1 protein-coding gene is annotated in these 953 nt (G+C 33.7%); it reads right to left on the reverse strand.

The annotated features are described in order from the left end of the window. Window positions 1-66 precede the first annotated feature (66 nt). Window positions 67-459, reverse strand: coding sequence for a GNAT family N-acetyltransferase (locus FNK51_RS26155; protein ID WP_141995234.1), 393 nt, complete (start codon window positions 457-459; stop codon window positions 67-69). Window positions 460-953 lie beyond the last annotated feature (494 nt).

Consider the following 953-nt stretch of genomic DNA (forward strand, 5'->3'; position numbering starts at 1 on the left):
CTATTAAAAAAAGGTCAACCAGTAAAAACTGGCTAACCTTATAATACGAAAGCACCTGTTAGTTCATTACTGTTTTTTCCATAACCCACCTGAACAGGGAGTAAAGCCACAGGTTTCATAAAAGTTTTTATGTTTGGAATCATACGTTAAGGTAACAATTGCTAAACCATACCGTTCAGATTCGCTTAATAATTCTCTTACTAACCCCACACCAATTCCCATTTTTTGATAATCAGGATGAACAATTATGTCTTCCATATAACCATGTTCTAATCCCATACCAGCAACATAACCAAATGCTATAAGTTTATTATTTTCGTTTCTTACTCCAGCCCAAAAGTTACATCGTTTGAATAAGGTTGGGAAGTCTTTGTCTCGTCTTCCCCAACCAATCAGTTCCCTTAATTCTGGTACTTCATGATTAGATATTGGCATGTTTATTATGACCTTATAGTACATTTAATTCCCCTTTCATCATCTACAATAGAATTCAATATTATAAAGTCTTATTCCTTGTACAACTAATCTGCCCCGTTAGTTCCATAATAAAAGAGCTGCCTTAATGATAGCTCAAATTTGCAACTAACCCACCCGTTAGCCATCCATGAATCGCAAAGAATGAAAATGGTTAGGAAGTGTCAATACTGATACTGACCTTAATCCGGTCAACCCAAATCCATAGACTAATTAATTAACGCTCTCCTCTTTTTTTAAACGATTGAGCAGAGTCTTCTTAAGTATTGTCATTTTTCCATTTTTAAAGAAACTTATTTTCATGGTAGTTGTATAAGAAAAGCGATTCTTATTAAAGAATCGCACCCTTTAACTGAATAAGAAGGGACTATATTTTATTGAAATTATCGTCAACAAACCTCTTCTTTTTATCTGTCTGGTCAAAATTGAAAATTATGGCTGTTCCTATAATTGCTTGAGTTAATTTTTCAACAATGGAG

Origin of the sequence: Bacillus sp. B4EP4a (assembly GCF_006680105.1) — a bacterium.
Lineage (GTDB): Bacteria > Bacillota > Bacilli > Bacillales > DSM-1321 > Peribacillus > Peribacillus simplex_E.

Bases quoted from the DNA above. Each gene is read 5' to 3' on its own strand.
- FNK51_RS26155 (WP_141995234.1), bottom strand. From the start codon at position 459: ATGTACTATAAGGTCATAATAAACATGCCAATATCTAATCATGAAGTA.